20 protein-coding genes and 1 tRNA gene are annotated in these 24,805 nt (G+C 66.5%); 7 read left to right on the top strand and 14 right to left on the bottom strand.

The genetic code is table 11. The features are described from left to right. Positions 1–14 precede the first annotated feature (14 nt). The 10 genes from SMCB_RS06575 to rpsB form a co-directional block, all read right to left on the bottom strand. Positions 15–563 carry an OmpH/Skp family outer membrane protein gene (locus tag SMCB_RS06575; RefSeq protein ID WP_045535850.1) on the bottom strand — a complete coding sequence of 183 codons (549 nt, stop codon included), beginning with the start codon at positions 561–563 and terminating at the stop codon, positions 15–17. Continuing rightward, entirely contained in the window at positions 563–2,878 is a 2,316-nt protein-coding gene (gene bamA / locus SMCB_RS06580) for an outer membrane protein assembly factor BamA (protein WP_045535851.1), read from the bottom strand. The genes SMCB_RS06575 and bamA overlap by 1 nt, the downstream gene beginning before the upstream one ends. A gap of 13 nt (positions 2,879–2,891) precedes the next feature. Then, complete coding sequence (rseP, locus tag SMCB_RS06585) at positions 2,892–4,253, bottom strand: RIP metalloprotease RseP (RefSeq protein ID WP_045535852.1); 1,362 nt, start codon at positions 4,251–4,253, stop codon at positions 2,892–2,894. Between the two features lie 75 nt (positions 4,254–4,328). Further along, positions 4,329–5,504, bottom strand: a complete 1,176-nt coding sequence (locus SMCB_RS06590) for a 1-deoxy-D-xylulose-5-phosphate reductoisomerase (RefSeq protein WP_045535853.1) — start codon at positions 5,502–5,504, stop codon at positions 4,329–4,331. Between the two features lie 38 nt (positions 5,505–5,542). Further along, complete coding sequence (locus SMCB_RS06595) at positions 5,543–6,370, bottom strand: phosphatidate cytidylyltransferase (protein WP_045535854.1); 828 nt, start codon at positions 6,368–6,370, stop codon at positions 5,543–5,545. 9 nt (positions 6,371–6,379) lie between these two features. Then, complete coding sequence (uppS, locus tag SMCB_RS06600; RefSeq protein ID WP_045535855.1) at positions 6,380–7,135, bottom strand: polyprenyl diphosphate synthase; 756 nt, start codon at positions 7,133–7,135, stop codon at positions 6,380–6,382. 14 nt (positions 7,136–7,149) lie between these two features. Continuing rightward, positions 7,150–7,710, bottom strand: a complete 561-nt coding sequence (frr, locus tag SMCB_RS06605) for a ribosome recycling factor (protein ID WP_045535856.1) — start codon at positions 7,708–7,710, stop codon at positions 7,150–7,152. Between the two features lie 106 nt (positions 7,711–7,816). Next, positions 7,817–8,527 carry a UMP kinase gene (gene pyrH, locus SMCB_RS06610; RefSeq protein WP_045535857.1) on the bottom strand — a complete coding sequence of 237 codons (711 nt, stop codon included), beginning with the start codon at positions 8,525–8,527 and terminating at the stop codon, positions 7,817–7,819. A 167-nt stretch (positions 8,528–8,694) separates the two neighbouring features. Next, positions 8,695–9,618: a translation elongation factor Ts gene (gene tsf, locus SMCB_RS06615; RefSeq protein WP_045535858.1), complete on the bottom strand. Its 924-nt coding sequence runs from the start codon at positions 9,616–9,618 to the stop codon at positions 8,695–8,697. A 109-nt stretch (positions 9,619–9,727) separates the two neighbouring features. Then, positions 9,728–10,477, bottom strand: coding sequence for a 30S ribosomal protein S2 (gene rpsB / locus SMCB_RS06620; protein ID WP_045537764.1), 750 nt, complete (start codon positions 10,475–10,477; stop codon positions 9,728–9,730). A 244-nt stretch (positions 10,478–10,721) separates the two neighbouring features. Here rpsB and SMCB_RS06625 point away from each other — a divergent pair, with 244 nt between their 5' ends. Continuing rightward, positions 10,722–12,446 carry an NAD(P)H-hydrate epimerase gene (locus SMCB_RS06625; protein ID WP_045535859.1) on the top strand — a complete coding sequence of 575 codons (1,725 nt, stop codon included), beginning with the start codon at positions 10,722–10,724 and terminating at the stop codon, positions 12,444–12,446. Positions 12,447–12,466: 20 nt separating this feature from the next. On the opposite strand, the gene SMCB_RS06630 is transcribed toward SMCB_RS06625, so the two are convergent. Then, positions 12,467–13,024, bottom strand: a complete 558-nt coding sequence (locus SMCB_RS06630; protein WP_045535860.1) for a YggT family protein — start codon at positions 13,022–13,024, stop codon at positions 12,467–12,469. Positions 13,025–13,073: 49 nt separating this feature from the next. Further along, positions 13,074–15,341 (bottom strand): ribonuclease R, encoded by a 2,268-nt coding sequence (rnr, locus tag SMCB_RS06635; protein WP_045535861.1) that lies wholly within the window; start codon positions 15,339–15,341, stop codon positions 13,074–13,076. A gap of 50 nt (positions 15,342–15,391) precedes the next feature. On the opposite strand from rnr, the gene SMCB_RS06640 reads away from it, so the two are divergent. Continuing rightward, a tRNA-Leu gene (locus tag SMCB_RS06640) sits at positions 15,392–15,476 on the top strand. An 87-nt stretch (positions 15,477–15,563) separates the two neighbouring features. Here the strand turns inward: SMCB_RS06640 and rimO are convergent. Next, a complete protein-coding gene (gene rimO, locus SMCB_RS06645; protein ID WP_045535862.1) occupies positions 15,564–16,991 on the bottom strand; it encodes a 30S ribosomal protein S12 methylthiotransferase RimO in 1,428 nt (475 codons plus the stop codon). A gap of 253 nt (positions 16,992–17,244) precedes the next feature. Next, entirely contained in the window at positions 17,245–17,757 is a 513-nt protein-coding gene (phaR, locus tag SMCB_RS06650) for a polyhydroxyalkanoate synthesis repressor PhaR (RefSeq protein ID WP_045537766.1), read from the bottom strand. Between the two features lie 239 nt (positions 17,758–17,996). Here phaR and SMCB_RS06655 point away from each other — a divergent pair, with 239 nt between their 5' ends. The 5 genes from SMCB_RS06655 to SMCB_RS06675 all read left to right on the top strand — a co-directional run bounded on the left by SMCB_RS06655 (position 17,997) and on the right by SMCB_RS06675 (position 24,778). Then, on the top strand, positions 17,997–18,545 hold the full coding sequence (locus SMCB_RS06655) for a GbsR/MarR family transcriptional regulator (RefSeq protein ID WP_045537769.1): 549 nt from the start codon (positions 17,997–17,999) through the stop codon (positions 18,543–18,545). Next, entirely contained in the window at positions 18,538–19,941 is a 1,404-nt protein-coding gene (locus SMCB_RS06660) for a cytochrome ubiquinol oxidase subunit I (RefSeq protein ID WP_231851171.1), read from the top strand. Before SMCB_RS06655 ends, SMCB_RS06660 begins: the two co-directional genes overlap by 8 nt. Then, complete coding sequence (locus SMCB_RS06665) at positions 19,934–20,965, top strand: cytochrome d ubiquinol oxidase subunit II (protein ID WP_045535864.1); 1,032 nt, start codon at positions 19,934–19,936, stop codon at positions 20,963–20,965. Before SMCB_RS06660 ends, SMCB_RS06665 begins: the two co-directional genes overlap by 8 nt. Positions 20,966–21,087: 122 nt before the next feature. Next, complete coding sequence (fabG, locus tag SMCB_RS06670; RefSeq protein WP_045535865.1) at positions 21,088–21,831, top strand: 3-oxoacyl-ACP reductase FabG; 744 nt, start codon at positions 21,088–21,090, stop codon at positions 21,829–21,831. Between the two features lie 127 nt (positions 21,832–21,958). Further along, positions 21,959–24,778: a cation-translocating P-type ATPase gene (locus SMCB_RS06675; protein WP_082027278.1), complete on the top strand. Its 2,820-nt coding sequence runs from the start codon at positions 21,959–21,961 to the stop codon at positions 24,776–24,778. Positions 24,779–24,805 lie beyond the last annotated feature (27 nt).

Genomic DNA, 24,805 nt, shown 5'->3' on the forward strand with positions numbered 1-24,805 from the left:
GGGCGACCGCGCCTTTAGCGGGCGGGTGCAGCGGCCGGGGCTGCGGCTGGGGCGCTGTTCAGGCCAGCGATCACCTTGTCGGTGATGTCGTGGCGCGGGTGGATATAGACCGCCTCTTGGATGATGAGGTCGAAGCGCTCGGCCTCGGCGATCTGGCGGATGACGCGGTTGGCGCGCTCGATCACCTGCTGCAGCTCTTCGTTGCGGCGCAGGTTCAGGTCTTCTTGGAAAGCCTGGCGGCGGCGCTGGAAATCGCGCTCCATCTCGATCAGCTGGCGCTGGCGCGTGACGCGCTGGGCCTCGGACAGCGTGGGCGCTTCGCGCTCCAGGGCCTCGGAGGCCGTGCGCAACTGGGTGCCCAGCGTCTGCACCTCGCGTTCGCGGCGCGAAAACTCTTGCTGCAGCTTGGTTTGCGCCGCCCGGGCAGCGGCTGAGTCGCGCAGCACGCGATCCGTGTTCACAAAACCGACTTTGAAGTCTTGGGCCGTGACGGCGAAAGCGGCCGTGGCCAGCAGCAAGGCGGTAAAAAAGGAGCGCAACAGGTGGCTAGAGAAGGATTTCATCAGAACGTGGTACCAATCTGGAATTGAATGCTTTGTGGTTTGTCGTTGGCGAACTCGCGCAACGGCTGGGCATACGCGATTCTAAGCGGCCCGACCGGCGAGAGCCAGCTGATGCCAATTCCGGCCGAAGCGCGAAAATCGCTGAAGCGCGAGCGCCCGCCGAAATCGTCCGAAACGTTGCCGACGTCGATGAAGCCGAACATGCGCAGCGTGCGGTCGTTGCCGGCGCCGGGGAAGGGAGCGATGAGCTCGGTGTTGAGCACCGCCATGCGCGAGCCACCGATGTAGGACAGGGTGCCGGGCTGGCCCTCAATCGCGCTGGTGCCACCCAGCGTGCCCTGCTGGAAGCCGCGCACCGAACCCAAGCCGCCGCCGAAAAAGTTTTTGAACACCGGAAACGGCCGGTCGCCCAAGCCGCGGCCCCAGCCGGCTTCGGCGTTGAAGGCCAGCGTCCACTGCGGGTTGAGCGGGATGAATTGCTGAAACTGGCCGCTGGCGCGCACGTAGCGGGTGTCGCCGGCGATGCCGAGCTCGCCATTGAAGCGCATCAGGCGGCCGCGGGTGGGCACCAAGGCGCTGTCGCGGCTGTCGCGCGCCCAACCCAGGGTGAGCGGCACCGAAATGGCCGAATCGCCAAAAGCGTTAATGAACTGGCGAAACGCCACCGGCAGGCCGGCGCCGGGCTCGATTCGGGTCTGCTCCACCCCTAAGCCAAAGAACACGGTGTCGGTCTCGGTGAAGGGGACACCAAAACGCACGCTGGTGCCGGCCGTGACCAGCCGATAGTCGCCCTCTTGCTCCGACAGCGGGCGGCTGGTGCGGTAGTACAGATCGAAGGCGCGCGAGACGCCGTCGGGCGTGAAGTACGGGTTGACGGTGCTGAGCAGCAGCTGGCGGTTGAAGTCGCTGGTGTTCAGGTTGAAGCTGAGCGAATGCCCGGTGCCAAACACGTTTTCTTGGCGGATGCCGGCGGTGAGCGAGAGCCGCTCGGCCTGCGAGAAGCCGGCGCCGATCGACAGGCTGCCGGTGGCCCGCTCCTCGACCGCCACCACCAGATCGACCTGATCGGGCGCCCCCGGCACCTCGCGCGTATCGACCGTGACCTGGGTGAAGAAACCCAGTCGATCGACGCGGTCGCGCGACAGCCGGATGCGGTCGCCGTCGTACCAAGCCGATTCGAGCTGGCGGAACTCGCGCCGGATGACCTCGTCGCGGGTGCGCTCGTTGCCTTCGATCTCGATGCGGCGCACGAAGGCGCGGCGCGAGGGCTCGGCGCGCAGCACGAACGCCACTTGGGCGTTTAGCCGGTCGATTTCGGGCACCGCCTCGACGCGCGCAAAGGCAAAGCCGAAGCGCCCGAAATGCTCGCCAAAGGCGCGCACGGTCTCGCTCACCTCTTCGGCGTTGTAGGCTTGGCCGGGGCGGATGCGGATGAGGGACTTGAACTCCTCTTCGCGGCCGAGGTATTCGCCCTCCAACCGCACCCCAGAGACCACGAAGCGCTGGCCCTCGGTGATGTTGATGGTGATCGCCATTTCGCCCTTGTCGGGCGAGATCGCGACTTGGGTCGAGTCGATCGTGAACTCGAGGAAGCCGCGCGTGAGGTAGTGCGAGCGCAGGGTTTCGAGGTCGGCGTTGAGGCGCTCACGCGCGTAGCGGTCGGAGCGCGTGTACCAGCTCAACCAGTTGCCGGTGTCGAGCGTGAACAGGCGCAGCAAAGCGGCGTCGCTAAAGGCTTGGTTGCCCACGATGCGCAGCTCGGTGATGCGCGTGATGCCGCCTTCGACCACATGAAAATTGAGGTTGATGCGGTTGCGATCCAATGGCGTGACGGTGGCGGTGACGGTGGCGGCGTACATGCTGCGCGTCAGGTACTGGCGCTTGAGCTCTTGCTCGGCGCGGTCGGCCAAGGCGCGATCGAACGGCCGGCCTTCGGCCAGCCCGACATCGCGCAGGGCGCGGCGCAACACCTCGTTGTCGAACTCGCGCACGCCGCTGAAGCTGATCTCGGCCACGGTCGGGCGCTCTTCGACGATCACCACCAGCACCTCGCCCTCGACTTGCAGGCGCACGTCGGAAAACAACCCGAGCCCGAACAGGGCGCGGATGGCGGCGCTGCCTTGGTCTTCGGTGAAGGCGTCGCCGACCCTGAAGGGCAAGGAGGCAAACACCGTGCCGGGTTCGACGCGTTGCAGGCCCTCGACCCGGATGTCGCGCAGCGTGAAGGGGGCGGTGGCCCAAGCCGGCAGCGCCAGCGACAGGGAAACCAGTGCGCCCAAGGCGAGGCGGCGCAAGCGCGGTTGCTTGTAGTTCATGAAAAATGCGTTCTCAGCCCAGCAAACGGGCAATATCATTGAAAATGGCCAGCGACATCAGGCCCAGCAGCAGCACGATACCGATGCGCTGCAAACCCTCCATCCAAGCGTTGGACACCGGGCGCCCGGTCACGGCCTCCCACAGATAATACATCAGGTGCCCGCCGTCGAGCACCGGCAGCGGCAGCAGGTTGAGCACCCCGAGGCTGACGCTGATCAGCGCCAGAAACAACAGGTAGCTGGTGAGCCCCAGCGCCGCCGACTGGCCGGCGTAGTCGGCGATGGTGATCGGGCCGCTCAGATTTTGCAACGAGGCCTGACCGCTGAGCATCTTGCCGATCATTTGCAGCGTCAGGTGCGAAACCTCCCAGGTGCGCACCGTCCCCTGCCACAGCCCCTCCAGCGGCCCTGCGGAGCGCTCGGCCATGTCTGGCGTTGCCCCCACGAAACCGCCGATGCGCCCCACCCAGACGCGCTCGATCTGCTCGGGGCGCGGGGTCACCTCGAGCTCCAGCACGCGGCCGGCGCGCTCGATGTGCCAGCGCTGGGTACGCGGCTGGCCGTCGGCGGCCGACAAACGGATGAGCTGGCGCAGTTGCGCGGCGTCGCGCACCGGCAGGCCATCGACGCGCAGCACCCGGTCGCCGGGCTGCAGGCCAGCGTCGACGGCGGCGCCTTCGGCCGTGAGCTGGCCCAGCAGCGGCGCCGACCACGGCGCCTCGATGCCAATCTGGCGCATGAGCGTGGCGTCGGCGTGGCGCACATCGACCTGCGACAGCTCGAGCCGCACCTCGCGCCCCGGCTCGCCGGGGCCGCTGGCCAGCCACAGCTTCAGGTCTTGCTGCGCCAAGGCAGCGCGCGTGAGCTGCCAGCGCAGATCGCCAAAGGATTCGATCGGCTGCGGCGCGTCGCCCTCCCGCGCCAGCGCCACCACCCACTCGCCACCGCGCACCCCGGCGCGCTCGGCCAGCGAGGCCGGCGCCGGCGTGGAGAGCACCGGCTGCGGCTGCGGCACCCCCATCCACGCCACCAGCGCATACAGCAGCACCGCCAGCAGCAGGTTGGCCGCGGGTCCGGCGGCGACGATGGCCGTGCGCACGCGCAGGCTCTGGGTGTTGAAAGCCAGGTGGCGCTCGGCGGCGGGCACGGCCGCTTCGCGCTCGTCGAGCATGCGCACGTAGCCCCCCAGCGGCAGCGCGCCCAGCACGTATTCGGTGCCGCTGCGCGGCGAGCGCCAGCTCCACAGCGGCTTGCCAAAACCGACCGAAAAGCGCAGCACCTTGACCCCGCACGCCACGGCGACGCGGTAGTGCCCGTACTCGTGCACCGCCACCAGCAGCCCGATGGCCACCAAGAAGGCGAGAAGGGTCAGCATGGGGCGGCGCTGGGCGTGTTCAAATGATTCAAGAGCGTGGCAGGACGGATGGGCGGGGTGGTGGGCTGCGCTGGCTCAATCTTGCCAGCGCTGCAACTGCGCCCGCGCCAAGGCGCGCGCGTGGGCGTCGAGCGCCAGCAGGTCGTCGATTCCATCGGCGTTGGAGGGCGTCCAGGCCTGCAGCGTTCCCGCGTTCACGGCGTGGATGCGGTCAAAGCGCAGGCGGCGCTCCAAAAAGGCCTGCACCGCCACCTCGTTGGCGGCGTTGAGCACCCCGGTGCTGCCGCGCGGGCCGGCCAAGGCCTCCCAAGCCAAAAACAAAGCCGGAAAGCGCTCGCGCGTGGGCGGCTCGAAGGTCAGCGCGCCCAAGCGGGCAAAGTCCAGCGCCTCGGCCCCCGATTCGATGCGCTCGGGCCAGCTCAGGCCGTAGGCGATCGGCACCCGCATATCGGGTGTGCCCAGCTGCGCCAGCACCGAGCGGTCGCGCATCTGCACCATCGAATGGATCACGCTTTGCGGGTGGATCACCACCTCGATGCAATCGGGTGCCACGCCGAACAGGTGGTGGGCCTCGATCACTTCGAGCGCCTTGTTCATCATGGTGGCGGAATCGACCGAGATTTTGCGCCCCATGACCCAATTGGGGTGCGCGCACGCCTGCTCGGGCGTGACGCTGGCTAGGCTGGCCGGGTCGCGCTGGCGAAACGGCCCGCCCGAGGCCGTGAGCACGATTTTTTCTACCCGCTGCGCCCACAGGGCGGGCGACTCGGGCAGGCACTGGAACAGCGCCGAGTGTTCGCTGTCGATGGGCAGCAAGGTGGCGCCACCGGTGCGCACCGTCTGCATGAACCACTCGCCGCCCAGCACCAGCGCCTCTTTGTTGGCCAGCAGCAGCTTTTTGCCGCTGCGCGCCGCCGCCGCGCAGGGTGCCAAGCCGGCCGCGCCGACGATGGCCGCCATGACGGTATCGACCTCGGGCGCGCACGCCACCTCGCACAGCGCCTGCGGCCCACTGAGCACCTCGATCTGCGTCAGCCCGCGCGCCTGCAGCGCCCAGCGCAGAGCAGGCGCGTGTTCGGGCGCAATCACGACAAAGCGCGGCACAAACTGCTGGCACTGCTGCGCCAATTCTTGCACCCGCTCTTGGGCCGTGAGCGCATAAATGCGATAGCGCTGCGGATGGCGCGCCACCACGTCCAGCGTCTGGGTTCCGATCGATCCGGTCGATCCAAGCACGGTCAGCGTCTGCATGGTTGGGGGGCAAAGGCGCAAAAAGGGAGCGGGCGTGCCTAGGCGGTCACGATCCAGAGCGCCAGCGGCAACACCGGCAACAGCGCATCGAAGCGGTCCAGCAGCCCGCCGTGGCCGGGCAGGATGCGGCTCGAGTCTTTGCGCCCAGCATTGCGCTTGACCAGGGATTCGAGCAAATCGCCCATCACGCTCAAGGCCAGCAGCAGCAGCAGCAAAGCCAAGGCCGGCAAGGGCCCGAGCTGCCACAGGTGGGTGTACAAACTGGGCCCCCAGTGGGCGGGCCACCACTGCAGCCACAGCACACCGAACAACAGCAGCGCCAACGCAGCACTCCACACCCCTTCCCAGGTTTTGCCAGGGCTGATGGAGGGGGCGAGCTTGCGCCGCCCAAAGCGTTTGCCACCAAAATAGGCGGCGATGTCGGCCACCCAGACCAACATAAAAATGCTCAGCAACATACCCAGACCGATGGTCTTGGCGTGCAACAAGGCCCACCACGCCTGCCCCAGCAACAGCAAACCCAGCGCCACCCGCGGCCCGTTGGCCAACCCTCGCCAGCCCTGCACACCCCGGTGCAGCAGCAGGGGCAAAAGCACCAAACAAGCCGCAGTAGCCAGCGGCCAGAACCAGCTGCCGTCGTAGTCCACCCCCACCAAGACCCAAAGCCCCATCAGGGCCGCGCCCAACCCAAGCGCTGCCGCCACGGCCACAACAGGTGAGCAAGCGCACAAGCGCGCCCATTCCCAAGCGGCCACGCAGACCAGCGCCAGGGTCAGCAAGCCAAAGGGCCAATCGGCGGAGTGCCATAGCGAAGCCAGCAACAGCCCCAGAAGCCCCAACGCTGTAAGCACCCGCTGCCACAACATGGGCGGCAATCAGGCGACAGCCCGCAAGGGCTGCACCGGTTCCGCAGGGGCGTCGCTGAGCTGCTCCGAGACCCGCCCGAAACGCCGCTCGCGCTGCGCGTAAGCGGCCAGCGCAGCATCAAACTCGGCGCGGTCAAAGGCTGGCCAAAGGGCCGCGGAGAAATAGAGCTCGCTATAGGCCGCCTGCCAGAGCAGGAAGTTGCTCAGGCGCTGCTCACCGCCGGTGCGGATGATGAGGTCGGGTGGCGGCACGTGCGCCAGCGCCAGCGCCCCCGACAGCGACGCTTCGGTGATGGGCTCGCCGCGTGCGGCCAGCTGCTGCGCCGCCTGCACCACGTCCCAGCGGCCGCCGTAGTTGAAGCACACGTTGAGCACCAGACCTCGGTTGGCGGCCGTGCGCTGCTCGGCCTGCGCCAGCTGCTGCTGCAGCTCGCCGCTCAAGGCCAGGCGATCGCCGGGAAAATGCAACCGCACCCCAGCGCGGTCGAGCTCGCCCACTTCGCGCTCCAGCGCCCGCGCCAGCAGCCCCATCAGGCCGCTCACCTCGTCGGCCGGCCGGCTCCAGTTTTCGGACGAAAAAGCAAACACCGTGAGCGCCTGCACGCCGTCATGGCGGCACCAGCGCACCAGCTCGCGCAGTTTTTCCAGGCCCTGCCGGTGGCCGGCCAAGCGCGGCAGATAGCGTTGTTTGGCCCAGCGGCCGTTGCCGTCCATGACAACGGCCAAGTGGCGCGGTGCGCCCGCGCGGCGCTCGATAGGGGGCATGGGAGCGCGCAGCCTCAAAACGCCATCAGCTCTTGTTCTTTGGCGGCCACGATCTTGTCCACCTCGGCGATCATTCGGTCGGTGAGTTTTTGCACTTCGTCTTGGGCGCGGCGGTCGTCATCTTCGGAGGCCAGTTTGTCTTTGACCAGTTTTTTGAGCTGCTCGTTGGCGTCGCGGCGCAGGTTGCGAATAGCCACCTTGGCGTGCTCGCCCTCGCCTTTGACAACCTTGGTGAGCTCTTTGCGCCGCTCCTCGGTCATGGCCGGGATCGGCACCCGGATCAGGTCGCCCTGCGAGGCCGGATTGAGCCCGAGGTCGGATTCGCGAATGGCTTTCTCGATCTTCGCCCCCATGCCTTTTTCCCACGGCGCCACGCCGATGGTGCGCGAGTCGAGCAGGCTCAGGTTGGCCACCTGCGACAGCGGCAGCATGGCGCCGTAGTAATCCACGTGCACGGTGTCGAGCAGCGCCGGGTTGGCGCGCCCGGTGCGCACCTTGCCTAGGCTGCCCTTGAGCGCCTCGATCGTGGCGTGCATTTTGAGGTCGGCGTTTTTCTTGATGTCGGAAATCTGCATGGTCGTGACTCGCTTGGCTACTCGATAGGCTGGTGTGTAGCGCCGCTGGGGGCTAACCGCGTAGCATACACCGACTCAGAGGCTTGGGGCGGGATTCGAAGGACGCTCAGACGTGCACCAGCGTGCCTTCATCCTCACCTTGAACCACCCGACGCAACGCGCCCGGCTTGAAAATGCTGAACACGCGCACCGGCAGGTTTTGGTCGCGGCACAGGGCAAAAGCGGTGGCGTCCATGACCTGCAACTGGCGCGCCATGGCTTCGTCGAAACTGATGGACTGGTAGCGCACCGCGTGCGGGTCTTTTTTGGGGTCGGCGCTGTAGACGCCATCGACCTTGGTCGCCTTGAGGACGATTTCGGCCCCGATCTCGGCCCCGCGCAGCGCGGCGGCGGTGTCGGTGGTGAAAAACGGGTTGCCGGTGCCGGCGGCAAACACCACCACCTTGCCCTCCTCCAAGTACTGCAAGGCCTTGGGCCGTACGTAGGGCTCCACCACCTGGTCGATGTTGATGGCCGACATCACTCGCGCCTTGAGCCCGCTGCGACCCAAGGCATCGCCCAGCGCCAGCGCGTTCATGACGGTGGCCAGCATGCCCATGTAGTCGGCGGTGGCGCGCTCCATGCCGACCGCGCCGCCCGCCACACCGCGAAAGATGTTGCCGCCACCGATCACCACCGCCACCTGCACCCCGAGCCGCACCACCTCGGCGATTTCCTCGACGATGCGCCCGATGGTGGCGGGGTTGATGCCAAAGGAGTCGTCGCCCATCAGGGCTTCGCCGGAGAGCTTGAGCAGGATGCGCTGGTGGGCGGGCATATGACAGTCTGAATGATGAAGTCGAGCGATTTTAGGGCTTGCGGCGCAACAACGGCCAACCCTTTGCAGAGCTGGCCGTTGAAATATGTGCTGCGGCTGCTGCGGTTATGGCCGCCGTGGCCCCACGGCCACAGCTGCACCAGCATGCGGCCGCTGCTGGCTTGGAATCAGGCCCCCGCTTGGGCGGCCGCCACCTGCGCCGCCACTTCGGCGGCGAAGTCGTCTTGCTTTTTCTCGATGCCTTCGCCGACCACGTACAGCGTAAAGCCCTTGACCGTGGTGCCCGCGGCCTTGAGCATCTGCTCCACCGTCTGCTTGTCGTTTTTCACGAAGGGCTGGTTGAAGAGCGAGACCTCTTTGAGGAACTTCTGCACCCCTCCCTCGATGCGCTTGGCCACGATTTCGGCCGCTTGCACCGGCTTGCCGGCGGCTTCGGCGACCTTGCGGTCTTCTTCGGCCTTGCCTGCGGCCACGGCGCGCTCTTTCTCGATCAGCTCGGCGGGCACCTCGGCGGCGGTGAGCGCCACCGGCTTCATGGCGGCGATGTGCATGGCGGCGTCTTTGGCGGCGGTGGCGTCGCCCTCGAACTCCACCATCACCCCGATGCGCACGCCGTGCAGGTAGGCCGCCAACTGGCCGCCGCCGGCGTAGCGCTTGAAGCGGCGCAGCGCGATGTTCTCACCGATCTTGCCGATCAGGCCCTTGCGCACGTCTTCGACCGTGGGGCCAAAGCCCTCGAGGCTCAGGGGCAACGCGCCCACCGCAGCCACGTCGGCCGGGTTGTGCCGCGCGATCAGGTTGGCGACCTGGTTGCAAAAGTTCAGGAACAGCTCGTTTTTGGAGACGAAATCGGTCTCGCAGTTGACTTCGAGCAAGGCGCCGGTGTGGCCCCCGAGGCTGGCGACCACCACGCCTTCGGCGGTGACGCGGCTGGCGGCCTTGCCGGCCTTGCTGCCGAGCTTGACGCGCAGCAGCTCTTCGGCCTTGTCCATATTGCCATCGGCTTCGGTGAGGGCTTTTTTGCACTCCATCATCGGCGCGTCGGTCTTGGCGCGCAGTTGGGCGACCATGCTTGCGGTGATTGCAGCCATTGTGTGTACTCCGTTGCGGGCTTAAAAGGCCCGAGCTTGCTCTGTCAGTGTGAAAAAATGCTTACAAAAAAGGGGCGCAGCCGCCCCTTTGGTGGCTGGCACCAGTGGATCAGGCCTCGCCTTGCACCTCGACGAACTCGTCTTCGGTGTTCGACTGCACCGCTTGCACCACGTTGCTGACGGCGTTGGCCCGGCCTTCGATGATCGCGTCGGCAATGCCGCGCGCATACAGGGCCACGGCCTTGGCCGAGTCGTCGTTGCCGGGGATAACGTAGTCGATGCCGATTGGGGAGTGGTTGGTGTCCACCACGGCGATCAGCGGGATGCCCAGCTTTTGCGCCTCGGCCACGGCGATCTTGTGGTAGCCCACGTCGATGACAAAAATCGCTTCGGGCAGCGTGTTCATGTCTTGGATGCCGCCGATGTCGTTTTGCAGCTTCTCGATCTGGCGGTTAAAGGTGAGCTGCTCTTTTTTCGACAGGTGGTCGAGCCCGGCCTCTTTTTGCGCCAGCATTTCTTTGAGGCGCTTGATCGAGGTTTTGACGGTCTTGAAGTTGGTCAGCATGCCGCCGAGCCAGCGTTGCTCGACGTAGGGCACGCCAGCGCGCTGCGCCTCGAGCGCCACGATGTCGCGCGCTTGGCGCTTGGTGCCCACCATCAGCACGCTGCCGCCGCGGGCGCTGACTTGGCGCACAAACTTGGCCGCCTCCTCGAACAGCGGCAGGGTTTTGTCGAGGTTGACGATGTGAATCTTGTTGCGATGGCCAAAGATGTAGGGGGCCATCTTGGGGTTCCAGAAGCGGGTTTGGTGGCCAAAGTGGACACCGGCTTCCAGCATTTCGCGCATGGAAATGGTCATGATTGCGTTTCCTTCAGGTTGGGTCTTAAACTGGGCCCGCATTGCGGCCACCGCGCACCAGCCTTTGGCCTGTGCAAAAATGGACGCAACACCCGATTGGGCCTGTTTGCGATTTGGTTTCGATTGGGTTTCGATTGGATTGTTGATTTTGCTGCCACGCCAGCCCCGCGCACCGCAGCGCACTGAGCCATAGCAACCACAAAACTCCGGCATTCTAGCACGACCGATCTGCGATCGCCCACCCATGCACCTCCAGCCACCCCCTCACCGCCTGCCCTACCGCCTGCCCCTGCCCGATTTGCCCGCTGCGCTGCCGCTATACGGCAGCCACGCCAGCCGCGCCATCGAACAACTGGCCAAGCAAGAACTGGCCCGGCAGCAACTGCCTGCTCACACCCTGATGGAGCGCGCCGGCGCGGCCGTGTTTCGCTTGAGCGCGGCGCTGGCCCCGCACGCGCACCGGGTGTGGGTGGTTTGCGGCGGCGGCAACAACGGCGGCGACGGCCTGCTGGCCGCGCTGGCTTGGCAGCAACGTTTGCAAGCGCTGGGGGGCGAGGTTTACGTCACCTGGCTGGGCGATGCCAGCCGCCTGCCCGACGACGCCCGCCACGCGCTGGCGCTGGCGCAACAAGCCGGCCTGCGCTGGGCCGAGCAGCCGCCTGATGCCCCCGATCTGGCCATCGACGCCGTGTTTGGCATCGGGCTGGCACAGGCCGTGCGCGGCGCGGCGGCCAACGCCTGCATCGAGCGCCTGCAACACCTGCCCTGCCCGCTGCTGTGCGTCGATCTGCCCAGCGGGCTGTGCGCCGACAGCGGCAACTGGCACGCCCAAGCCGCGCCCAGCGCCAGCCCACTGCGCCACACCCTGAGCCTGCTCACCCTCAAGCCCGGCCTGTTTACGCACCACGGCCGCGAGGCCAGCGGCCAGATTTGGTTCGACGACCTGGGTTGGAGCGCCTTGAGCCTGCAAGCGCCAGCGCCGAGCGCTTGGCTGCATGGGTGCAGCGGCGCCGAGCAAGTGCAGGCCCAGCACACGGGCTGGGCCGCGCCCCTCTGCGCTACCACCCCCACGGCCGCCCGCCAGCGCCTGCACAGCCCACACAAGGGCACGCACGGCAGCGTGGTGGTGATCGGCGGCCAGCAACCCGGCGCGCACGGCACCGGCATGACCGGCGCTGCCGTGCTGGCCGCGCGCGCGGCCTTGCGCGCCGGTGCTGGCCGGGTCTATCTGGGCCTGCTGGGGCCGGCACCAGCGCCCGGCGCAGCCGCCGCTACCGCCTGCGCGCCCAGCGCTTCCCGCCCAGACACAGCGGCAGCGACCCCAACGGCCGCGCCCCTGCCCTTCGACCCGCTGCAACCCGAGCTGATGCTGCGCCCGGCCGCCGCCCTGCTGCACGACCCGCTGCTGTTGCAAGAGGCGGTCACGGTGTGCGGCTGCGGTGGCGGCAGCGCCGTGGTGCCGCTGCTCGCGCCTTTGCTGGCCAGCAGCCCGCGCCTGGTGCTCGACGCCGACGCCCTCAACGCCATCGCCACCGACCCGGCGTTGCAGGCCCAGCTTGCTGCGCGGCTGGATCGGGGCTGGCAGACGGTGCTCACGCCGCACCCGCTGGAAGCCGCGCGCCTGCTGGGGTGCAGCAGCGCCCAAGTGCAAGCCGACCGCTTGGGCGCCGCGCAGCAACTGGCCGAGCGCACGCGCAGCGTGGTGGTGCTCAAGGGTTCGGGCAGCGTGGTGGCCGCGCCGGGCATGGTTCCACGCCTCAACGGCAGCGGCAACGCGCTGCTGGCCAGCGCCGGCACCGGCGACGTGTTGGCAGGCCTGATCGGGGCCCTGCTGGCCAGCGCCGCACCCGGCTTGGCCGGCGCGGTGCAGGCCAGCGCCGCTGCCGTGCACCGCCACGGCCGCTGTGCCGACCGCTGGCCGACCGAGCGGCCGCTGCTGTGCGCCAGCGACCTCATCACCAGCCTTTAAACCCTCAAGCTTTTAAGCCTTCAACCGATCAAAATCAATGCCACTTGCAGCAGCACGATCAGCAGCAGCACCGACAAATCGACCCCGCCCACCGTGGGCAGCACGCGCCGGATGGGTGCCAGCAGGGGCTGCAGCAGCTGCCCCAGCGTGTACTGAATCGGCGCCTGCGGCTGCACCCACGACAGCACCACATAGACCAGCGCCAGCACCATCAGGCCCTGCAACACGGTGCGCAGCATGAAGTTGAGCGCCACCCAGGGGATGCTAAAGAGCTGCCCTGCCTGCCCCACGCCCTGCGGCCCGAGCAAGCCAGCACCGAGCAGGGCGTGCCACGCCGCCGCATAGGCCAGAGCCAGCAACACCGCGGCGATGAAACTGGCGACGTCGAAGCGCGCCTGCACCCAGACCTGCGGCAAGGACTTGCGCAGCGGCTGCACGATCCAGTTGGTGAGCGCCATCACGAACGGCCCCGGCTGCTGCACCATGCGCATGCGCCGGGTGTTCATCCAGGCCCGCAGCAAGGCCGCCGCGACCAGGAAAAAGAACAGCGTGTCGAGCAAAAAAAGCAAAGCGGACATGGTTAGCGCAGCCCTGAAAGGCCCAGAGGCAGACCCGGAGGCCTGATTTTCATCGTTTGCCCTTTTTTGTTTTGCCCGTGCCCCGGGATGCCGGCGCCGCTGGCGCAGGCGCCGCTCGGGGCACCTCGCGCACCGCCTTGCTGCGCGTGCGCTTGGGAGCATATTGTGCCTCAGCCGATGCGGCATCGCGCGCCTGCTTGCCCTTGCGCGCCGTGCCCGGGTCGGCGGTTTTTTCGCGCACCGATCGGGTGCCGTCGGCGTCCGGGTTGACGAGCCTGAAATCGATCCGGCGCCCGTCCAGATCGACCCGGCTGACCTGAACATTCAGGCGCGAACCCAAGGCATAGCGGATGCCGGTGCGCTCGCCGCGCAGCTCTTGGCGCGTTTCGTCGTGGCGGAAGTAGTCGCCGCCCAGCTCGGTGATGTGCACCAGCCCTTCGACGTAGAGGTTTTCGAGCGTGACGAACAAGCCAAAGCTGGTGACGGAGCTGATCACGCCGCTGAACACCTCGCCTAGGTGCTCGCGCATGTATTTGCACTTGAGCCAAGCCTCCACGTCGCGGCTGGCCTCGTCGGCGCGGCGCTCGTTGGCGCTGCAGTGCAGACCGGCCGCCTGCCAGCCCAAAGCTTCGGCGCTGCGCGCTTTGGCCGCTTCGGCGTTGGCGGCGCTGACTGCAGTCTCGCGCGCCGACAAGCGCTTGGCCAGCTTGGCCTGCGCCTCACCGGGTGTGGGCAGCGTCGGCAAGCGGTATCTGCGCTCGGCCAAAATGGCTTTGATGAGGCGGTGCACCAGCAGGTCGGGGTAGCGCCGAATCGGGCTGGTGAAGTGGGTGTAGGCCTCAAAAGCCAGCCCGAAGTGGCCGCTGTTGTGCGGCGTGTAGATGGCCTGCTGCATCGAGCGCAGCAGCATCTGGTGGATTTGCGCGGCGTCAGGGCGCTCTTGGGTGGCGGCGGCGATTTGCTGAAAATCCTTGGGCTGCGGCTCGTCGGACAGCGTTTGCGCCACCCCCAAGGCCTTGAGGTACTGGCGCAGGGTTTCGAGCTTCTCGGGCGTGGGGCCCTCGTGCACCCGGTACAGCCCCCACTGCTTGCCTTGGGCGATGAACTCGGCGGCGCAGACGTTGGCCACCAGCATGCTCTCCTCGATCAGCTTGTGCGCCTCGTTGCGCACGCGGGGCACGATTTTTTCGATGCGCCCGCTTTCGTCGCAAACGATCTGGGTCTCGACGGTCTCGAAGTCCACCGCGCCCCGGCGCTGGCGTGCGCTCAGCAGCGCCCGGTAAACCTCGTGCAGGTGCAGCAGGTGCGGCACCAAGGCGGCGCGATGCTGCGCCTGCGGGCCGCGGGTGTTTTGCAAAATCGCCGCCACTTCGGTGTAGGTGAGCCGGGCGTGGCTGTACATCACCGCCGGGTAGAACTGGTAGGCGTGCACCTCGCCTTCGGCGGTGATGAGCATGTCGCACACCAAACACAGGCGCTCGACCTGCGGGTTGAGCGAGCACAGGCCGTTGGAGAGTTTTTCCGGCAGCATCGGAATCACGCGGCGCGGAAAATAGACCGAGGTCGCGCGGTCGTAGGCGTCGGCGTCGAGCGCGTTGCCGTTTTCCACGTAGTGGCTCACGTCGGCAATCGCCACCAGCAGCCGCCAGCCCTTGCTGCGGCCTACGCGGGCGGGTTCGCAATACACCGCGTCGTCGAAGTCGCGCGCGTCTTCGCCGTCGATCGTCACCAGCGCCACATCGGTTAGGTCGATGCGGCCCTTGCGGTCGGCGGCGCGCACCTGCTCGGGCAAGGCGCGCGCCTGAGCCAGCGCGGCCTCGCTAAACTGGTGCGGCACGCCGTATTTGCGCACCGCGATCTCGATCTCCATGCCCGGGTCGTCGATCTCGCCCAGCACTTCTTTGACGCGCCCCACCGGTTGGCCAAACAGCGCCGGCGGCTCGGTGAGCTCGACCACCACCACCTGCCCCGGCTGCGCCGCCCCGGTCGCGCCCTTGGGGATGAGCACGTCTTGGCCGTAGCGTTTGTCTTCTGGCGCCAGCAGCCAGACCCCGTTTTCATGCAGGAGGCGGCCGATCAGGGGCGCGCTGGAGCGCTCGATGATTTCGGTCACCCGCCCCTCGGGGCGGCCGCGCCGGTCGTAGCCGATGATGCGCACCTTCACGCGGTCGCGGTGCAGCACGGCGCGCATCTCGTTGGGCGAGAGGTAGAGGTCGGGCTGGCCGTCGTCGCGCTGCACGAAGCCGTGGCCGTCGCGGTGGCCATGCACCACGCCGTCGAATTCGGTCAGGAGCGGGTTTTGGATTTTTTCTTTCACTCGGTTTTTACACTCGTTTGGGTCATGCTATACTAACGGCTTATCTGAAAGCCCAGGTGGCGGAATTGGTAGACGCACTAGTTTCAGGTACTAGCGCTGAGAGGCGTGGAGGTTCGAGTCCTCTCCTGGGCACCAAGCATTGCATAAAACCTGCACTTTGAATCCTTTTCAAGTGCAGGTTTTTTTGCGCCTGTTCACCGTGTGCGAGCGCCAGCGTAGGCTTCAAAGCAGCTGCCCCACCAGATCGTGCCCCTCGGCGGCTAAGATGCGCGCGCGCACCAATTCCCCCACCCGGTAGCTCTGGCTGGCTTTTTGCGTGGGTAGCAGGCGCACCACGCCGTCGATCTCGGGCGCGTCGGCATAGGTGCGCCCCACTCCGCCTTTTTTGCCCAGGCTGTGCGCTTGGTCCACCAGCACCTGCATGGTGGCGCCCACGCGGCGCTGCAACCGCGCCGTGGATACGCCTTCGGCCGCTGCCATGAAGCGCGCCCGGCGCTCGTGGCGCACGGCGTCGGGCAGCGCGCCGGGCAGTTCGTTGGCCGCTGCCCCTTGCACCGGCGAGTAGGCAAAGCAGCCGGCGCGGTCGATCTGGGCCTGCGCCACGAAGCCCAGCAAGTGCTCGAACTCGGCCTCGGTCTCGCCCGGAAAACCGGCGATGAAGGTGCTGCGCAGCACCAGCTCGGGGCACAGCTCGCGCCAGCGCTGGATGCGCTCGAGGTTGCGCTCGCCGCTGGCCGGGCGCTTCATGCGCTTGAGCACATCCGGGTGGCTGTGTTGCAGCGGCACGTCGAGGTAGGGCAGCACCAAGCCATCGGCCATCAGCGGCAAAATGTCGTCCACGTGCGGATACGGATAGACGTAGTGCAGGCGCACCCAGGCCCCGTGCGGCCGCGCCAGTTCGCCCAGGGCGCGCACCAAGTCAAACAGCTTGCTCTTGATCGGCCGCCCGTCCCAAAAGCCGGTGCGGTACTGCACATCGACGCCATAGGCCGAGGTGTCTTGGCTCACCACCAGCAGCTCTTTGACCCCAGCTTCAAACAGCTTGCGCGCCTCGCCCAGCACTTCGCCCACCGGGCGGCTTTGCAGATCGCCGCGCAGCGAAGGGATGATGCAAAAGGTGCAGCGGTGGTTGCAGCCTTCGCTGATTTTGAGGTAGGCGTAGTGGCGCGGCGTGAGCTTGACGCCTACGCCCTCGACCAGCGCCGCAGCGGGCCGCGCCGGCAGCAAATCCAGAAACGGGTCGTGGGGCGGCGGCGGCAGGTGCTGGTGCACGGCTTGCATCACTTCGTCGGTGGCGTGTGGCCCGGTCACGGCCAGCACCGCGGGGTGCATCTGGCGCACCAGATTGGCGCCGCCCTCGCCTTGGCGCGCGCCCAAGCAACCGGTGACCAGCACGCGGCCGTTGGCGGCCAGCGCCTCGCCGATGGCGTCTAGGCTCTCTTGCACCGCTTCGTCGATAAAGCCGCAGGTGTTGACGATCACCAGATCGGCGCCCTGGTAGCTCTTGCTGGTCTGGTAGCCCTCGGCGTGAAGGCGGGTGAGGATCAGTTCGGAATCCGTCAAGGCCTTGGGGCAGCCGAGGCTGACAAAGCCCACCTTGGGCGCGGGCCGGGCGGCCGGCGGGGTCGATACATCTAGGGTTGCAGTCATCCCCGGATTGTCTCAGAGGCTGAGAGGCAATTGGGCGTGTCCGAAAGGGCGCTCCAAAGCGCCGACGGCAAGGCGCAAAGCACAGCCGTAGCCCGCGCTACGGCGAGCATTTGCAACGCCTCAGGCGGTGTTTTGGGGCGTCAAGGCGGGCATGACCGATTGCCTTTCAGCCTCTCAACTTCGCGCAAACCGCAGAGGGCCGTGAATGCGACGGGGCGCAATCGGCCTTTGAGCCTCTCAGCCCATGAGCTTTTCAGCGCTTGAGCCCAAAAGCCGCCAGCATCTGCTCTTGCATCTGCGCCAGCGCGTGCTGCGACTGGTTGAAGTAGTTGCCCAGCATCAGCGGCGCTTGCGCCTTGACGAACTGCTGCCACAGCTCGGGCGTGAGGTCTTTGGCCTGCTCGGCCATTTTTTGCTGCACATCCATAAAAATCTGCAGGTTTTTTTCGAGGTAGTGGCCCATATTGGCCTGCATCGAGTGGCCGTAAAAGCGAATCAGGTTGGCCAGCAGCTTTTCAGAAAACAGCGGCACGCCGGCGCTTTCTTCTTCTAGGATGATCTGCAACAAGATGCTGCGCGTCAGGTCGGCGCCGCTCTTGGCGTCGCGCACCACAAAGGGCTGCACCCGCATCACCAGCTCTTTGACTTCGGCCAGCGTGATGTAGGCCGAGGCCTCGGTGTCGTAGAGGCGGCGGTTGGGGTACTTCTTGATCACGCGCGGCGACTGGCCGGGCGCGCTCGTTTCTGTAGCCTGGGGGTCTTGCACGTTGCGGGCTTTCTGGGCAGTGGGAAGGGTGACGAATGCCTGACACGGGGCAAATGGCAAGTGCGGCTGCACCCACCATGCCCCATTGTAGAGGCAGGGCTGAAATGGATCGGGCTTGCAGCCAACCCGCACGCTGCGCTGCGCGTGCCACCCACGGCTGATAACCCCATGGGCCGGTCAAATTTGAGGTTAATCAATAAAACCTAAGATTTCACAAATTTCTGAAATGACTGGACTCCATGAATACACCCCTGACCCAACGCTTCGTGCTTCATTTTGGCGAAATGGGCAGCCGCTGGGGCATCAACCGCACCGTGGGGCAGATTTATGCCCTGTTGTTTGTGTCGGCGCAGCCCCTCAACGCCGAAGACATTTCCGAGGCGCTGGGCTTTTCGCGCTCCAACGTGAGCATGGGCCTCAAGGAACTGCAAAGCTGGGGTCTGGTGCGGCTGCAGCACCTGCCGGGCGACCGGCGCGAGTATTTTTCGGCCCCCGACGACGTGTGGGCGATCTTTCAAACCTTGGCCGAGCAGCGGCGCAAGCGCGAGGTCGACCCCACCCTGTCGATGCTGCGCGACGCACTGCTCGAACCGGTGACCGACCCGGTGGACAAACACGCCCAGGAACGAATGCGAGAAATGCACGATTTAATCGAATTGGCCACCAGCTGGTTCGAGGAGGTGCGCGATATGGATCGGGATCGCGTGGTGGAACTGATGAAGCTTGGGCGCAAAGTCGGCAAGCTGCTCGATGCCAGAGACCGTTTTATTGGAGCTAAAAGTGCTTGACTTCCTCGACCCGCTGTTGCTGGCGCGCATCCAGTTCGCGGCCAACATCAGTTTTCACATCCTGTTCCCCACCATCACCATCGCTTTGGCGTGGGTGCTGCTGTTCTTCAAGTGGCGCTACCACCGCAGCGGCGACATGAAGTGGATGGACGCCTACGCCCTGTGGGTGAAGGTGTTTGCGCTCAGTTTCTCGCTTGGCGTGGTCAGCGGCATCATCATGAGCTTCCAGTTTGGCACCAACTGGCCGGGCTTCATGAACACCTTTGGCAACATCGCCGGCCCGCTGCTGGCTTACGAGGTGCTCACGGCCTTCTTCATCGAAGCGATCTTTGTTGGCATCATGCTGTTTGGCTTCAACCGCGTCAGCAACCGGGTGCACACGCTGTCCACGCTGGCTGTGGCGCTGGCCACCACCTTGTCGGCATTCTGGATTTTGGTACTGAACTCGTGGATGCACACCCCGGCCGGTTTTGAGATGCGCGACGGCGTGGCCCACGCCACCGACTGGTGGGCCATCATTTTCAACCCCTCCTTCCCCTACCGCTTCTCGCACATGATGGTGGCCTCGTTCCTGACTGTGGCCTTCTTCATCGCCGGCGTGTCGGCTTGGCGCTGGCTGCGCGGCGACCGCAGCCCTGCGGTGCTGGCTACCATGCGCACCGGCGTTTACATGGGGGCGCTGCTGATCCCGTTGCAAATCTTCATCGGCGACCTGCACGGCCTGAACACGCTCAAATACCAGCCGGCCAAAATCGCTGCCATCGAAGCCATCTGGGAAACCGATCGTGGCGTGCCGCTGGTGCTGTTTGGCTTGCCAGACGAGGAAGCGCGCACCACCCACTTTGCCATCGAGATTCCCAAGCTGGCCTCCATCATCCTGACCCACGACCCCGATGGCGAGCTCAAGGGCCTGAACGAGTTCGAAAACAAGCATCCCCCGGTGGCGGTGGTGTTCTGGACCTTCAGGGTGATGGTGGGCATCGGCATGGCGATGCTGGTGGTGGGCTTCTGGGCTGCGTGGCAGCTGCGCAAAGGCCGCGAGCCCTCGGTGCTGCTGGCGCGGGTGCTGCTGCTCATGACCTTTTCGGGCTGGGTGGCGGTGCTGGCGGGCTGGTACACCACCGAAATCGGGCGCCAACCGTGGATGGTGCAGGGGGTGCAACTGGTGGCCGACGCCGTGGGTCCGGTGCCCGGCCCGCAGATCGCCCTCACGCTCGTGGGCTATCTGCTGCTCTACGCCGTCTTGCTGACGGCCTACATCGCGGTGCTGTTCCGGATGGCAAAAAAGGCCGGTCTGGCAGGTTCGAGCCCCACCGATGCACCGCCCGCCACGCCCATTCCAGTCAGCCCTGGCCTGATCCTTCCCAATCCAGCGCTGGAGCCCAAAAATGCTTGAGATGCCCGACCTGATGACGCCCGCCGGCTGGTTGCCGCTGGCCTTTTACATCCTGCTCGGCTTGAGCATGCTGGCCTACGTGATCCTTGACGGCTACGACCTCGGCGTTGGCATCTTGCTGCGCCGGGCGCCCGATGCGCACAAGGATGTGATGGTGGCCTCGATCGGCCCCTTTTGGGACGCCAACGAGACTTGGCTGGTGCTGGGCGTGGGCTTGCTGATGACCGCGTTTCCGCTGGCGCACGGGGTGATTTTGAGTGCGCTGTACCTGCCGGTGGCGCTGATGCTGCTGGGCTTGTGCCTGCGCGGGGTGGCTTTCAAGTTTCGCTCCAAGGCCGCGCCAGAACACAAGGCAGCCTGGAACCAAGCTTTTTGGGCCGGCTCGCTGATCGCCACGCTGGCCCAAGGGTTCATGCTGGGCTCGATGGTGCTTGGCTTTGCCTCTGGCTGGGCCGCCTTTGTGTTTGCCTGCCTGATTGCCGTGTGCTTGGTGGCTGGCTACTGCCTGCTTGGGGCCGGTTGGCTGATTTTCAAGACCAGCGGCGAACTGCAGCAACAAGCGCTGCGCTGGGCCAAAGCCAGCTTGTGGTGGACGGCTCTGGGGATTGCGGCGGTGTCGCTGGCCACGCCTTTTGCTTCGGAACGCATTTTCGACAAGTGGTTTAGCCTGCCTTGGGTCGTGCTGCTGGCGCCCATCCCCCTGATGACAGCGCTGTTGTTCGTTTTGGCTGCGCGCAGCCTGCAACGGCTACCCACGCGCCTGCTACAAGGCAACGAATACGGCACCTCGGTGCCCTTCGCTTGCGCGATCGGCATTTTCCTGCTCGCCTTTTACGGCTTGGCCTACAGCCTGTTTCCATATTTGGTGATGGACCAGATGACCCTGTGGCAGGCCGCCGCGTCCCCCGACGCCTTGTGGCTGATATTCATCGGCGCCTGCGTGATGCTGCCGATCATCGCCGGCTCGTCGCTGTTTGTGTACCGGGTGTTTGGGGGCAAGGCGCATGTGATGGACTACACCTGAAGGCGCAGGCGGCGCACCATCGGTAGCGTGCGGTTGGGGCGGTTGGGGCATGGCATCAGCCAGGCGCAAGCCCGGTGTGCTATTTTGGCGCCCAAGTTTCACTACCCCATCTGTATTTGCCTATGAAACGCCTGCAAAACAAAGTCTGCCTCATCACCGGCGCCGCCCAAGGCATCGGGGCCGCCACCGCGCTCAAGTTCGCCGCCGAAGGCGCGCGCGTGGTGGTCTGCGACCTGCGCCAAAGCGCCGTCGATGAGGTGCTGGCGCAGTGCCAAGCCCTAGGCGCCGAGGGGCTGGGGCGCGTGCTCGACGTGACGCAGCGCGCCCAAGTCGATGCGCTGGTGGCCGAGGTGTTGCAGCATTTTGGCCGCATCGACGTGCTCGTCAACAACGCCGGCATCACCCAAGACGCACGGCTGCAAAAGATGAGCCTCGAGCAGTTCGACCGCGTCATCGACGTGAACCTGCGCGGCGTGTTCCATTGCAGCCAAGCGGTGGCCGATGCCATGGTGGCGCAAGGTTCGGGCGTAATTTTGAACGCCTCGAGCGTGGTCGGGCTGTACGGCAACTTTGGCCAGACCAACTATGCCGCCACCAAGGCGGGCGTGATCGGCTTCACCAAGACCTGGAGCCGCGAACTCGGCCCCAAGGGCGTGCGCGTGAACGCCATAGCGCCGGGCTTTGTGGCCACCCCGATCCTCCACACCATCCCCGACAAGGTGCTCAAAGACATGGAGCAGCGCGTGCCCCTGCGCCGCTTGGCGCAACCCGAAGAAATCGCCAACGTCTACGCCTTTTTGGCCAGCGACGAGGCGAGCTACGTCAACGGCGCGGCGCTCGAGGTCTGCGGCGGCCTGACGATCTAAGGGGCTGACCGGGTGCGGGCACCCGAGTGCGGCGCGGGGTTGGTCATATGGGGCGCTGATTTGTCGCCTATCATGGTTGCACGCCATGGCGGCAGCGGCCGCCCGACTTGTGACCAGACCCTGCCCCATGCCATCTCCCAACGCCAGCCCCACGCATCCCACACCGCCTGCGCCACCCGACCTAGTCGGCAGCGCCGCGCCCGCCAGCCCAACCCCCGAGGCGGACGGGCCGCTCTGGCACACCTGCAGCAGCGCCGACTGCGCCCGCACGCTCGAGGTAGAGCCAGCGCAGGGCTTGAATAGCGAACAAGCCGCGCTGCGCCTGCAGCGCCACGGCGCCAACCGCTTGGCCGAGCCGCCGCCGCGGCCGCTGTGGCGTGGGTTGCTCGATCAGTTCAAGAGCATGCTGATCCTCATATTGCTGGTGGCGGCGGTGATCGCGGCCTTCATCGGCGACATGAAAAGCGTGACCGTGATTCTGGTGGTGGTGATGTTCAACGCCGTGCTCGGTTTTTGGCAAGAGTACCGGGCCGAAAAAACGCTGGCCGCGCTCAAGAACATGCTGGCCCCGGTGGCGCGTGTGCGCCGCGCCGGGCGCGTGGAAGAGATCGACGCCAGCCAGATCGTGCCCGGCGACGTGGTGCTGCTCGAAGCCGGCGACCGGGTGCCGGCCGATGGCCGCCTGCTGGCGGCGCACAACGTGGAGATCGACGAATCTGCGCTCACCGGCGAGTCGCACGCCGTGGGCAAGGATGCGGCCTTTGTGGCACCGCCGGCGGCGGCGCTGGGCGACCGCATCAACATGGCGTTCATGAACACCGGCGTCACGCGCGGGCGCGCCGAGCTGCTGGTCACCGGCACCGGCATGCAAACCGAAATGGGGCGGCTGGCCACCATGTTGGCGCAAGCCGAAACCGGCGCCACCCCGCTGCAAAAGCAGATCGACGGGCTGGCGCACAAGCTGGTGCTGATCGCCGCCATCGTGGTCACGATCATCTTTGCGCTCGGTCTGTGGCGCGGTGACCCGTGGGCGCAGATGCTGCTCACCTCGCTGGCGCTGGCGGTGGCCGCCACCCCCGACGGCCTGCCGGCCGTGCTCACGGTCACGCTGGCGCTGGGCATGTACGCCATGGCGCAGCACCGCGCCATCGTCAAGCGCATGACGGCGGTCGAGACGCTGGGCTGCACCACCGTAATCTGCTCCGACAAAACCGGCACCCTGACCATGAACCAGATGAGCGCGCGCAGCCTGGTTTACCGGCGCCGCCGCTACACGGTGTCGGGCGAAGGCTACGGCGCTGCGGGCCAGATCGGAGCTGCCGACCCTGCCGACACCGCCACCCTGCCCGACTTCAAGCCCTTGCTGCACCCGGCGGCGCTGGCCAACGACAGCCGCATCCGCGATGGCCGCCTGATCGGCGACCCGACCGAGGGCGCGCTGCTGGCGCTGGCGGCCAAGGGCGGTGTCGATGCCGAGGCGCTGGCCGAGCACAACCCGCGCATCGCCGAAATCCCCTTCGACTCGGCGCACAAGTTTCAGGCCACCTTTCACCACGACGGCGAGTGGGTGCGCCTGTGCGTCAAGGGCGCGCCCGACGTGCTGCTCACCCGCGCCAGCCGCCAGCTCGATGCCGAGGACGAGGGCGAGACCGCGCTCGACCCCGCCTACTGGCAAAGCGAGAATGAGCGCTTGGCCAGCCAAGCCATGCGCGTGCTGGCGGTGGCCAGCAAAACCATCCCGGCGCGCGACTTCGACCCCGCCGGCGAGCTGATGCCGCACACGCACGAGCTCACCTTCGTGGGCCTGGTGGGCCTGATCGACCCGCCGCGCCCCGAGGCGCGCGCCGCCATCGCCCTGTGCCAGCACGCCGGCATCCAGGTCAAGATGATCACCGGCGACCACCGCATCACGGCGGCGGCGATCGCGCGCGAGCTCGGGCTGCACGGCGAAGTGATCGAAGGGCGCGAGCTCGATGCGCTCAGCGTCGAGGCGCTGGCGGCGCGCATCGACCGGGTGGCGGTGTTCGCCCGCGTCGCGCCCGAGCACAAGGTGCGCATCGTGCAAGCGCTCAAGGCCGACGGCCACGTCACCGCCATGACCGGCGACGGCGTCAACGACGCGCCGGCGCTCAAGCACGCCGACATCGGCGTGGCCATGGGCATCACCGGCACCGAAGTCACCAAAGAGGCGGCGGTGATGGTGCTCACCGACGACAACTTTGCCACCATCGTGCGCGCGGTGCGCGAGGGCCGCGCGATTTACGACAACATCGTCAAGTTCGTGCGCTTTCAGGTTTCGACCAACATCGGCGCCATGCAGACCGTGCTCGGCGCCAGCCTGCTGGGCCTGCCCACGCCCTTTACGGTGGTGCAGATTTTGTGGGTCAACATCATCATGGACGGCCCCCCAGCCCTGAGCCTAGGGGTGGAGCCGCCGCGCACCGGCGTCATGGACGAGCCGCCGCGGCGCTCCGATGCCCGCATTTTGAGCGGCAGCCGCATCGCGCAGCTGTTTTTCTTTGGCTTTTGCATGACGATCGGCACCTTGGGGCTGTTCTGGTACGCCCAGCCCAAGGGCGAGACTTACGCGCTCACGCTGGCCTTCACCACCTTTGTGCTGTTCCAGTTCTTCAACCTGTTCAACGCCCGCAACGAGCACGGCAGCGCCTTCAACCGGCAGCTGTTTCGCAACCGTTGGCTGTGGCTGTCGCTGGTGGCGGTGATCGGGCTGCAGATTCTGGTGGTGCACTGGGGGCCGCTGCAAGCCTTTTTCAACACCACCGATTTGAGCCTGCAAGACTGGGGCTTGGCCACCGCCGCCGCCGCCAGCGTGCTGGTGCTCGAAGAGGCGCGCAAGCTGCTGCTGCGGCTGTGGGGCCGCTGGCGCGGTGCGCCGCAACCGGCGGCGGCTGTGCAGCCTGAAACGCCGACCTCAAACCGCCCTTAACCCTGCACCACGCCCAGCACCACGCCG

Origin of the sequence: Serpentinimonas maccroryi (assembly GCF_000828915.1) — a bacterium.
GTDB classification, from domain to species: domain Bacteria; phylum Pseudomonadota; class Gammaproteobacteria; order Burkholderiales; family Burkholderiaceae_C; genus Serpentinimonas; species Serpentinimonas maccroryi.

What these genes read in the sequence shown, in the direction of transcription:
- SMCB_RS06575 (WP_045535850.1), bottom strand. Translation starts at nt 563, where the DNA reads ATGAAATCCTTCTCTAGCCACCTGTTGCGCTCCTTTTTTACCGCCTTG.
- bamA (WP_045535851.1), bottom strand. Translation starts at nt 2,878, where the DNA reads ATGAACTACAAGCAACCGCGCTTGCGCCGCCTCGCCTTGGGCGCACTG.
- rseP (WP_045535852.1), bottom strand. Translation starts at nt 4,253, where the DNA reads ATGCTGACCCTTCTCGCCTTCTTGGTGGCCATCGGGCTGCTGGTGGCG.
- SMCB_RS06590 (WP_045535853.1), bottom strand. Translation starts at nt 5,504, where the DNA reads ATGCAGACGCTGACCGTGCTTGGATCGACCGGATCGATCGGAACCCAG.
- SMCB_RS06595 (WP_045535854.1), bottom strand. Translation starts at nt 6,370, where the DNA reads ATGTTGTGGCAGCGGGTGCTTACAGCGTTGGGGCTTCTGGGGCTGTTG.
- uppS (WP_045535855.1), bottom strand. Translation starts at nt 7,135, where the DNA reads ATGCCCCCTATCGAGCGCCGCGCGGGCGCACCGCGCCACTTGGCCGTT.
- frr (WP_045535856.1), bottom strand. Translation starts at nt 7,710, where the DNA reads ATGCAGATTTCCGACATCAAGAAAAACGCCGACCTCAAAATGCACGCC.
- pyrH (WP_045535857.1), bottom strand. Translation starts at nt 8,527, where the DNA reads ATGCCCGCCCACCAGCGCATCCTGCTCAAGCTCTCCGGCGAAGCCCTG.
- tsf (WP_045535858.1), bottom strand. Translation starts at nt 9,618, where the DNA reads ATGGCTGCAATCACCGCAAGCATGGTCGCCCAACTGCGCGCCAAGACC.
- rpsB (WP_045537764.1), bottom strand. Translation starts at nt 10,477, where the DNA reads ATGACCATTTCCATGCGCGAAATGCTGGAAGCCGGTGTCCACTTTGGC.
- SMCB_RS06625 (WP_045535859.1), top strand. Translation starts at nt 10,722, where the DNA reads ATGCACCTCCAGCCACCCCCTCACCGCCTGCCCTACCGCCTGCCCCTG.
- SMCB_RS06630 (WP_045535860.1), bottom strand. Translation starts at nt 13,024, where the DNA reads ATGTCCGCTTTGCTTTTTTTGCTCGACACGCTGTTCTTTTTCCTGGTC.
- rimO (WP_045535862.1), bottom strand. Translation starts at nt 16,991, where the DNA reads ATGACTGCAACCCTAGATGTATCGACCCCGCCGGCCGCCCGGCCCGCG.
- SMCB_RS06655 (WP_045537769.1), top strand. Translation starts at nt 17,997, where the DNA reads ATGAATACACCCCTGACCCAACGCTTCGTGCTTCATTTTGGCGAAATG.
- SMCB_RS06665 (WP_045535864.1), top strand. Translation starts at nt 19,934, where the DNA reads ATGCTTGAGATGCCCGACCTGATGACGCCCGCCGGCTGGTTGCCGCTG.
- fabG (WP_045535865.1), top strand. Translation starts at nt 21,088, where the DNA reads ATGAAACGCCTGCAAAACAAAGTCTGCCTCATCACCGGCGCCGCCCAA.
- SMCB_RS06675 (WP_082027278.1), top strand. Translation starts at nt 21,959, where the DNA reads ATGCCATCTCCCAACGCCAGCCCCACGCATCCCACACCGCCTGCGCCA.